Here is a 9,500-nt window from a genome sequence, read left to right as displayed (position 1 = left end):
CCTGACGATTGCCTACTTCGACCGGTTGGGAGTGCCGAGACTCTCGTGAACCCTCAACGTCTCGAACCGCCCGGTGCGGACCCGCATGCCGGGTGGTGTGGGAGGGGTGGAGCCTCATGGCTCCCCCCTATCCCGATTGCTCGGTTGTCAGAGTGTATCTATAAGATACATACGCAATTAGCCCTATTGACTGTTCACAAAATGTTCATGAGGCACTTGTCGTTTCCGGGCTGGCGGGCCATAATGGCGCGCTCCGCCGAGTAGGGGCCTTCGATTCGGAGTTGATCTGAGGCTCTCTGGCTTCGGCGGTTCACTACCTTTAAACGTGACAAACGGAACAGTGGCAATGTCTCAAGATCTGAAAGAAGCAGCCCTTGAATATCACGCCAAGCCGCGGCCTGGTAAGCTGAGTGTCGAAATCACCAAGCCAACCAAGACCTCCCGCGACCTTTCCCTGGCGTATAGCCCCGGGGTTGCCGAACCGGTCCGCGAGATCGCAAAGGACCCGGAGAACGCATACAAGTACACTGCCAAGGGCAACCTGGTGGCTGTCATCTCTGATGGTTCTGCGATTCTTGGTCTGGGTAACCTGGGTCCGCTGGCAAGCAAGCCGGTTATGGAAGGCAAGGGCGTACTGTTCAAGCGCTTTGCCGGAATTGATGTCTTCGATATTGAAGTCAATTCCGAGAGCCCGCAGGCGTTTATCGAAACAGTTGAGCGTATTGCAGATACCTTCGGTGGTATCAATCTGGAAGACATCAAAGCGCCCGAGTGCTTTGAAATTGAGCGCGCGCTGATCGAAAAGTGCAACGTGCCCATCTTCCACGATGACCAGCATGGTACTGCCATCGTAACTGCAGCCGGCATGATCAATGCCCTCGAGCTGCAGGGCAAAAAGATTGAAGAGGCGAGGGTGGTCTGCCTGGGTGCCGGTGCTGCCGCCATTGCCTGCATGAAGATTCTGATCAGCTGCGGTATTCGTTCTGAGAACATCTTCATGCTTGACCGCAAGGGTGTGATCCACTCTGGTCGTGATGATTTGAATCAGTACAAGGCAATGTTCGCCAACGACACGGACAAGCGCACTCTGGACGACGCGATTGATGGTGCTGACGTATTCCTGGGGCTGTCCGGTCCGGATCTCCTGACTGCTGAACAGCTCAAGAAAATGGCTCCCAAGCCGATCGTTTTCGCCTGCTCCAACCCGGATCCGGAGATTAGCCCGGAAATTGCCCTGGCAACCCGCGATGATCTGATCATGGCCACCGGTCGCTCTGATTATCCGAACCAGGTTAACAATGTGTTGGGTTTCCCGTTCATTTTCCGTGGAGCGCTGGACGTTCGTGCCACCGCGATCAACGAGGAAATGAAGGTGGCGGCCGTCAATGCAATCCGTGAGCTGGCCAAGGAGCCTGTGCCTCAGGAAATTTGCGAGGCATACGGTGTGGAGAGTTTCGAGTTCGGGAAAGAGTACATCATTCCCAAGCCGATGGACGTCCGCTTGCTGGAAGTTGTGCCGGCCGCCGTTGCTCGCGCTGCCGTGGATTCCGGCGTTGCACGTAATCCATACCCTGCGCACTACCCGCTGAAGTCAATGGACGACATTATCTGATCTGTCATCCAGGGTATAAAAAAACCGGCGGTGATCCCGCCGGTTTTTTTGTGCCTGCTCCTGATGTCAGAAGATTCGCCTTGACAGGTCGTCTTCCTCGGAGCCTCCATTGCGGTCGTTCTCGGTTTCGGATGTCAGGGGCGGTGGCGCATCCTCTTCCCGGAAGACCTCGAAAATGCCATCCTCGCCCGGTCTTGCGCGCTGTCCGGTTTCGGGGTTGATCCGGATATTGACGATGCCATTGGGTCGAGGCATGAAGGAAGAGGGTGCCCCTTCGAGCGCTACTTCCATATAGTCCAGCCAGATGGGGAGCGCGGTGCTGGCGCCAAACTCGCGTCTGCCCAAAGGTGCCGGTTGGTCGAATCCGACCCAGGTGGTTGTGGCCACTTCGTGATTAAAGCCGGCAAACCAGGTGTCTTTCTGTTCGTTGGTGGTGCCGGTTTTACCGGCGATGTCATCCCGGCCAAGTGCCAGCGCCCGTCTGCCGGTACCGCGACGAATGACGTCCTGCATCATTGAATGCAGAATAAAGACCGAGCGTTCGTCCGCCAGTCTGGGCATAACCCGAACCTCGGGCGAGTCCTCACTTGTTTCAGAGACATTGGCGACGGTGTTTGGCGAGCCTTCTTGCTCGCCCGATGGTTCCTGTCCTGTACCGTCGTTGCAGTCTTTGTCGCACAGAACGGTTTTCGGCGCCTGGTAAATGGTCTCACCGCTAAAGTCAGTGATAGTCTCGATGAGGTAGGGTTCAACGTCGTAGCCTCCGTTGGCAATCACGGCCATGCCTCGGGCAAGTTCCATGGGAGTAAGCTGCCCGCTGCCCAGGGAGAGTGACAGATCGTCCGGCATGTTTTCTACCGGGATTTCCAGTTGTGCCAGGTAATCCAGCGTGTTCCGGATGCCTAGGTCGCGCAGCAGTCGGATTGAGACCAGGTTGCGTGAGCGATAGAGTGCTTCCCGCAGGCGGGTTGGGCCATAGAACTGTCCGGAGGAGTTCTGGGGGCGCCAGGCAGTCTCCAGTTCCGAGTCATCGAAGACAATCGGCGCATCGTTGTAGATGGTCGCCGGTGTCATGCCGCTTTCCAGGGCGCTCAGATAAAGAAAGGGCTTGAAGGTGGAGCCAGGCTGTCGTCTTGCCTGTATGGCACGGTTATATTTGCTCTGACCAAAACTGTAGCCTCCGCTCAGTGCCTCAATGGCGCCGGTTTTGGCTTTCAGTGAAATGAGCGCGCCTTCAACCCTCGGGATTTGAGCAAGCGCAACAGAGGCTTCAGCGAGCTGCTCCGACTGCTCATTCGGGGATTCGTTCCCGTTGGCTTCTGGCTCTAGCGAGGCCGATTCCGGGTTCTGGGCGCGCACATAGATAACGTCGCCGGGAGCCACAACATCGGAGGGCTTCTCAGGCTCAGGGCCTGTGAGATTTTCAGTTTTGTAGCGCCTCGCCCAGGTCATGGTTTCGAAAGCCATGGTGGCGGGGCCGATGCGGCGCGCGTGCACCGCCACTTTGCCGGATTCGTCGTCAACCTCTGTGACGATTGCGGGAAGCAGGGACTCCACGCGAGGGTAGTTCAGGATCAGATCTGATGGCTCACTCTCGGCGAGGGTTTCCTGATCAATCTCCCCAATGGGGCCCCTGAAGCCGTGGCGCCGATCATAGGCTTCAAGGCCGTCTCTTAATGCCTCTGTGGCAACCTGCTGTTTCTTGCCGTCAACTGTGAGGGTGACGGTGTAGCCATCGGTGTAGGCGTCCTCGCCGAACCGCCGAACCATCTCGGATCTCGCCATTTCGGCAACATAGTCGGCGTCGACTTCAGTCTCCGTGCTGTTGTAGCTGGCAGTAATGGGGGCGGAAACAGCAAGTTCGTGGGCATCCGGAGTGATGTATCCCAGGTCGCGCATTCGTCCGAGAATCCAGTTGCGCCGGATCATCGCACGGTCCGGATTGGCCAGGGGGTTGAATGCCGAGGGCGCTTTTGGCAAGCCGGCGAGCATGGCCATTTGGGCCAGGGACAGTTCCGAGACCGGCTTGTTGTAATAAACCTGTGCAGCGGCGGCAATTCCGTAGGCCCGATTGCCCAGATAGATCTTGTTCAGATAGAGCTCGAGAATGCGGTTTTTATCCAGTTCACGTTCGATCTGAAGAGCCAGAAGTATCTCGTTGAACTTCCGGATAAAGGTTCTGTCCCGTGACAAAAAGTAATTTTTTGCAACCTGCATTGTGATGGTACTGCCCCCGGACTGGATCTCGCCGGTAGAGACCAGTTCGATGGCAGCCCGCGCCAGGCCTTTGATGTCGACCCCGAAGTGCTCGTAAAAACGCGAGTCTTCAGCTGCCATAAAGGCTTGTAACTGAATTGTTGGGATCTGTTCGATTGTGATCGGTGCCCTTCTCTTTTCACCGAATTCTGCTATTAATCTCTTGTCTTTGCTATATACCCGCAGCGGTGTCTGGAGTTTTATTTCCAGCAGTTGAGCAACCGGTGGAAGCCCGGGGCGAAGATAGAGATAAAAGCCTGAGGTTACGATAACGGCGACACTCAGTCCGGTAAGAAACACCCAGGCAAAAAGGCGAGATGTGCGCAACAAATGAGACATTTTTTTCTGACAACTGTTGGATATAGGTCTATCATTTGAGAAATTGCTTTAGGATGGAAGAGGTGCTTCACCGCTGCAATAGTTCTCAACTAAAGAAGAACACGCATTGTAGACGGAATGGTGAAGAAATTCTCTTAAATAAAAAACACATAAGTTACGTAACCGGGTGCATCTAACCAGGTATAGGGTGAGCGCGTGTTTGGATTAGGAAAGAAATCCAGTGCAGTGCTGGGCGTGGATATAAGCTCCAGCTCGGTCAAACTTCTGGAGCTATCGAAGCAGGGCGACCGTTATAAGGTCGAAAGCTACGCGGTGGAGCCTTTGCCGGCCAATGCCGTGGTGGAAAAGAACATTACGGACGTAGAAGCTGTGGGCGAGGTAATGAAGCGCGTAGCTTCCAAGTCCCGTTCTGGTGTCAAACAGGTGGCTGTTGCAGTCTCTGGTTCTGCGGTTATTACCAAGCTTATCCAGATGGATGGCGGCCTGAACGAATTCGAGATGGAAGATCAGATTGCCCTTGAGGCCGATCAATATATTCCATACCCGCTGGATGAAGTGGCGATCGACTTCGAGGTTCAGGGACCTTCCGAGAACAACCCCGACCAGTTGGATGTGCTTCTGGCTGCTTGCCGGAAGGAAAACGTCGACATTCGCGAGGATGCACTCGAGATAGCTTCACTGACTACCAAGGTGGTTGACGTTGAAGCCTATGCCCTTGAGCGTGCCTATGCACTGATCGAGCCTCAGCTGGACTCTCAGGGAGAGGAGCTGGTGGTAGCGATCGTGGACATTGGCGCGACCATGACCACGCTGAGTGTTCTGGCCGGTGGCAAGACCGTTTACACGCGAGAGCAGATTTTCGGTGGCAAACAGCTGACCGAGGAAATCCAGCGCCGATACGGTTTGTCGCTCGAGGAAGCCGGTCTTGCGAAAAAGCAGGGCGGACTGCCTGACGATTACGAGTCAGAAGTGCTTACGCCGTTCCGCGAGGCTGTCGTGCAGCAGGTTGCCCGCGCGCTTCAGTTCTTCTTTGGTGCCAGTCAATACAATGCCGTCGATTACGTGGTTCTGGCCGGAGGCACGGCCTCGATTCAGGGGCTCACTGAAATGGTCGAAGAAAAAACGGGAACGCCGACCATGGTCGCGAATCCTTTTGCAGATATGGCGGTAGGTTCGAAGGTGAACGCGTCGGCACTGAGTAATGATGCGCCTTCCCTGATGATTGCCTGCGGCCTGGCAATGAGGAGCTTCGACTGATGGCAAAGATTAACCTACGACCATGGCGCGAAGAACTTCGTGCCGAAAAGCAGAAACAGTTCGTCGTGATGATTCTTGGTGCGGCGATCATTGCCGGTGGCCTGGTATTCCTCTGGAAAACCGATATGGATAGCCGGATTGCCTACCAGCAATCCCGCAACGCCTACATCGAGACCGCCACCAAAAAGCTGGATCAGCAGATCAAGGAGATCGAAAACCTCAAGCGCAAGCGGGATGAGCTCCTTGCCAGAATGCAGGTTATTCAGGATCTCCAGGGCAAGCGACCCGTGATCGTGCGCGTCTTCGACGAACTGGTGCGGACATTGCCCGATGGCTTGTTCTACACCGATCTCAAGCGAACCGGCGAGCGCGTTGATATCGTAGGGATGGCGGAGTCTAACAGTCGGGTTTCCACGCTTATGCGCCAGTTCGAGGACTCCGAATGGTTCACGGATCCCAACCTCTCGAATGTCTCCGCAGCTGATAGTCGCCGGGCCGGTTACAGCCAGTTCAATCTGTCGGTTAAACAGAAAACGCCCGAGCCCGAAGGGGAGGATAAGTAATGAGCCTCGCGGACTCTCTGAAAAGTCTCAATGAATTTGATATCAACGACCTTGATGTCAATAACGCGGGTATCTGGCCTGCTCCAATCAAGTTTATCGTAGTTCTGATTATCTTCGGGCTGATTGCCGGAGGTGGTTACTGGTTCTTTATCAAGGATCAGTATGCTCAACTTGAGCGTGTAGAGCGCACCGAGCAGGAACTCCGGAAAACTTATGAAGAGAAAGCCTATCAGGTTGCAAACCTTGAGGTTTTCAAGGCCCAGATGGCGGAAATGGAAGAAACCTTTGGCGCCCTGGTAAGACAGCTGCCAAGTGAGACCGAAGTGCCAGGATTGCTTGAAGACATTACGAACACGGCTTTGGGTAGCGGTCTGGCACTCCAGGAAGTGAAGCTGCAGCCGGAGCAGCGCCGGGACTTCTATTCCGAATTGCCGATCAATATCCGGGTGTCCGGTTCCTACCATGAGCTGGCATCATTTGTCAGCAGCGTTGCCAGCCTTCCACGGATCGTAACGCTACACGACTTGACGATAAAACCAACTGGCGGAGATGCGGACCGGCTTGATATGCAGGTTTTGGCTCGTACTTACCGCTACCGGGCTGGAGAATGAGCATGACAGGAAAGCATGCGGTAAAAGCCTGGCTGGGTGTGTGTCTGGTGTCTCTCCTGACAGCCTGTTCCCAGGGCAGCGGATTTTCAGATCTTGACAAGTTCATGGCCGAAACGAGGGCGAAGCCGCGGGGATACGTGGAGCCTCTGCCCGAGTTCAAGGCCTATGAAGCCTTCAGTTACTCAGCCGCAGACAGACGGGCACCGTTTGAGCCGCCGATCGACGTTCAACTGACCATGGTGGATGAGAAGCCGGTCAGTGATGTTGAGCCGGATCTGGACCGGCCAAGAGAGGTGCTTGAGAACTTTGATCTCAAGGCGCTTCGGATGGTCGGCACGCTTCAGGGTGCATCGGGTAATCTGTTTGCTCTGATTGAAGACGATACCGGCGGGATCCATCGAGTCCGCACGGGAAATTACATGGGGCAGAACTACGGTCGCATTGTGGGCGTTAGTGAAACCCGTATCGAGCTCATTGAAATCGTTCCCAATGGCCGGGGTGGCTGGGTAGAGCGTCCTCGCTCCCTGACCCTGGAAGAGGGCGCAGGCTAAGGAGCGGCTGGATGAAAGTTGAAAGAAACATGCACGTACAAAAAAGTTTAGGGTCGAGGCTAGCGATGTTCAGAAAACTCAATGTATACGTCAGCGTGATTGCTTTTGGGTTGTTATCCGGCCTGGCCAACGCGGTCACGCTGGAAGACGTGTCGTTTTCGTCGCTACCGGGCGAGCGGCTTGAGGTGACACTGCAATTTGATGGGGCGCCACCGGAACCCTCCGGTTACACCATTGAGCGCCCCGCTCGGATCGCGGTGGATCTTCGGGATACGACCAGTGGTCTTGAAAGTCGCAGTGTGCCTCTGGGATCAGGCAACGCCCAGAGCATGACCGTGGTGGAAACCAAGGACCGCACCCGGCTGATATTCAACCTGGTCGAGCTGGTGCCCTATGACACAGTTCGTTCGGGCAACTCCCTGGTCATGACAATTGGCGGCCAGGCCGATGGCGCTGTCGCGAGTTCCTCTGCTCCCGCGTCTCAAAGCAGCTCAACATCGGGCTCCATGTCTGCCAACGCTCTGGCCGGTGTGGATTTCCGTCGGGGCAAGGACGGTGAAGGTCGCGTTCTTGTTGATCTGGGTAGCTCCAGCACGCCGGTGGACCTGACAGAGCGCGCCGGTAAGATTCGCCTGACGATGGACGGTATTGAAGTACCCTCGGACCTGCGGCGCCGACTCGATGTGACAGATTTCGCCACCCCGGTTACCCGTATTGACACCTTTGTGGAAGATGGAAATGCCGTGGTCGAGATCACCCCCGAGGGGAATTACGACTACATTGCCTACCAGTCCGGCAGCCAGTTTACAGTCAGTGTTGAAGAGCTGAGCCAAGAGGAGGCGGAGTCCCGCAGGGAAGAGAAGTTCCCGTATACCGGTGACAAGCTGTCCCTGAACTTCCAGGATATTGAAGTGCGCTCGGTCCTGCAGCTGATTGCTGACTTCACCGGCCTGAACCTGGTTGCCAGTGATACGGTAGGCGGCAGCATTACTCTGCGTCTGCAGAACGTTCCCTGGGATCAGGCGCTGGATCTGATTCTCAAGACCAAAGGCCTCGATAAGCGTCAGATCGGCAACGTATTGCTGGTAGCGCCTGCAGACGAAATCGCAGCGCGTGAGAAGCTTGAGCTCGAAACCAACAAGCAGATTGCCGAACTGGCCCCGGTTCGTCTGGACATCATTCAGGTCAATTATGCTAAAGCCAAAGATATCGTTGATCTTATTCAGTTGGACGAAGAGCTGATCTCTGACCGCGGATTCGTCTCCTCTGATGTTCGTACCAACACGATCAGTGTTCGTGAAACTGCCGAGAAGCTTGATGAAATTCGCCGTCTGGTATCGACATGGGATGTGCCGGTGCGTCAGGTCTCTATCGAAGCTCGGATTGTTCGCGCCCAGACCAACGTGGCAGAAAATCTCGGTGTTCGCTGGGGTGGCGCTGCTTACGATGTGAGTGGAGATAATGTGTTCACCGTAGGCGGTTCGCAGCAATCTCTGCAGGAAGCCCGTGATGCTGCGGCTGGCAACAGCAACACCATTACCTTCCCAGGCGCCCTTGCGGTCGATCTCGGTGTGAGCGGTGAAGGCACTTCCTCGTTTGCCATTGGCTGGGGCAGCGATGACTTCCTGGTTGACCTGGAGCTGTCTGCGCTGGAGAGCGACGGCCAGGCCGAAGTGGTTTCACAGCCTCGTGTTGTGACCGCGGATCGCCAGACAGCGTCTATCAAATCCGGTGAGGAAATTCCTTATCAGCGAGCGTCTTCCAGCGGTGCGACAGCGGTCTCGTTCAAGGAAGCCGTGCTTTCTCTCGAGGTGACGCCGCAAATCACCCCGGATGACAAGATTATTATGGATCTGGTGGTCAACCAGGACTCCCGTGGTGAAGTTACCGCCGGTATTCCTTCGATCAATACCAACCAGGTGACCACCCAGGTTCTGGTTGGCAACGGTGAGACGGTGGTGCTGGGTGGTATCTTCCAGTCGCAAGTTGCGACCCAAACTACGAAGACCCCGTTCCTTGGGGATATTCCCTACCTGGGTCGTCTTTTCAAGCGTACCGAGAAAATTGATGAGCGCAGTGAGCTGTTAATTTTCATAACGCCCAAGATCATCAAGAGCGATCTTGTCCGGTAACCGGGATCCCGAAAAAAAGCCGCCGCCGCCTGGAACCGGCGGCTTTTTTGGTGCGCCCGGCACGGGCGCACTCCTGGAGGTGCAAGTCCTCCCGTGAGCTGGCCACAGCGAACGAAGTGAAGCGCAACTGCGGAAGGGTGACCGACCGTGGGGAGGAAGCGTGGAGCGTAAACCGTGAG

General features: G+C 55.6%; 7 protein-coding genes. 6 read left to right on the top strand and 1 reads right to left on the bottom strand.

The genetic code is table 11. From position 1 onward, the window contains the following. Positions 1-346 precede the first annotated feature (346 nt). Entirely contained in the window at positions 347-1,612 is a 1,266-nt protein-coding gene (locus AC13DD_RS00325; protein ID WP_053114367.1) for a malic enzyme-like NAD(P)-binding protein, read from the top strand. A gap of 66 nt (positions 1,613-1,678) precedes the next feature. Here the strand turns inward: AC13DD_RS00325 and AC13DD_RS00320 are convergent, their stop codons facing one another. Continuing rightward, positions 1,679-4,207 (bottom strand): penicillin-binding protein 1A, encoded by a 2,529-nt coding sequence (locus tag AC13DD_RS00320; RefSeq protein ID WP_482930669.1) that lies wholly within the window; start codon positions 4,205-4,207, stop codon positions 1,679-1,681. A 195-nt stretch (positions 4,208-4,402) separates the two neighbouring features. On the opposite strand from AC13DD_RS00320, the gene AC13DD_RS00315 reads away from it, so the two are divergent. From AC13DD_RS00315 to AC13DD_RS00295, 5 genes are all read left to right on the top strand, one after another. Next, entirely contained in the window at positions 4,403-5,464 is a 1,062-nt protein-coding gene (locus AC13DD_RS00315; RefSeq protein WP_482930668.1) for a pilus assembly protein PilM, read from the top strand. Continuing rightward, positions 5,464-6,027 carry a PilN domain-containing protein gene (locus tag AC13DD_RS00310; RefSeq protein WP_053114373.1) on the top strand — a complete coding sequence of 188 codons (564 nt, stop codon included), beginning with the start codon at positions 5,464-5,466 and terminating at the stop codon, positions 6,025-6,027. Before AC13DD_RS00315 ends, AC13DD_RS00310 begins: the two co-directional genes overlap by 1 nt. Then, positions 6,027-6,638, top strand: coding sequence for a type IV pilus inner membrane component PilO (locus tag AC13DD_RS00305; RefSeq protein ID WP_008170795.1), 612 nt, complete (start codon positions 6,027-6,029; stop codon positions 6,636-6,638). Before AC13DD_RS00310 ends, AC13DD_RS00305 begins: the two co-directional genes overlap by 1 nt. A gap of 2 nt (positions 6,639-6,640) precedes the next feature. After that, positions 6,641-7,189 carry a pilus assembly protein PilP gene (locus tag AC13DD_RS00300; protein ID WP_482930667.1) on the top strand — a complete coding sequence of 183 codons (549 nt, stop codon included), beginning with the start codon at positions 6,641-6,643 and terminating at the stop codon, positions 7,187-7,189. A 65-nt stretch (positions 7,190-7,254) separates the two neighbouring features. Next, the gene (locus AC13DD_RS00295) at positions 7,255-9,321 is read left to right on the top strand and encodes a type IV pilus secretin PilQ (protein WP_482930666.1); all 2,067 of its coding nucleotides are present in this window, start codon (positions 7,255-7,257) and stop codon (positions 9,319-9,321) included. Positions 9,322-9,500: the final 179 nt, after the last annotated feature.

It is taken from the genome of Marinobacter sp. L-13, from assembly GCF_056857715.1.
This window is presented reverse-complemented; position numbering and strand designations above follow the sequence as displayed.

Bases quoted from the DNA above. Each gene is read 5' to 3' on its own strand.
- AC13DD_RS00325 (WP_053114367.1), top strand. From the start codon at position 347: ATGTCTCAAGATCTGAAAGAAGCAGCCCTTGAATATCACGCCAAGCCG.
- AC13DD_RS00305 (WP_008170795.1), top strand. From the start codon at position 6,027: ATGAGCCTCGCGGACTCTCTGAAAAGTCTCAATGAATTTGATATCAAC.
- AC13DD_RS00295 (WP_482930666.1), top strand. From the start codon at position 7,255: ATGTTCAGAAAACTCAATGTATACGTCAGCGTGATTGCTTTTGGGTTG.
- AC13DD_RS00300 (WP_482930667.1), top strand. From the start codon at position 6,641: ATGACAGGAAAGCATGCGGTAAAAGCCTGGCTGGGTGTGTGTCTGGTG.
- AC13DD_RS00310 (WP_053114373.1), top strand. From the start codon at position 5,464: ATGGCAAAGATTAACCTACGACCATGGCGCGAAGAACTTCGTGCCGAA.
- AC13DD_RS00320 (WP_482930669.1), bottom strand. From the start codon at position 4,207: ATGTCTCATTTGTTGCGCACATCTCGCCTTTTTGCCTGGGTGTTTCTT.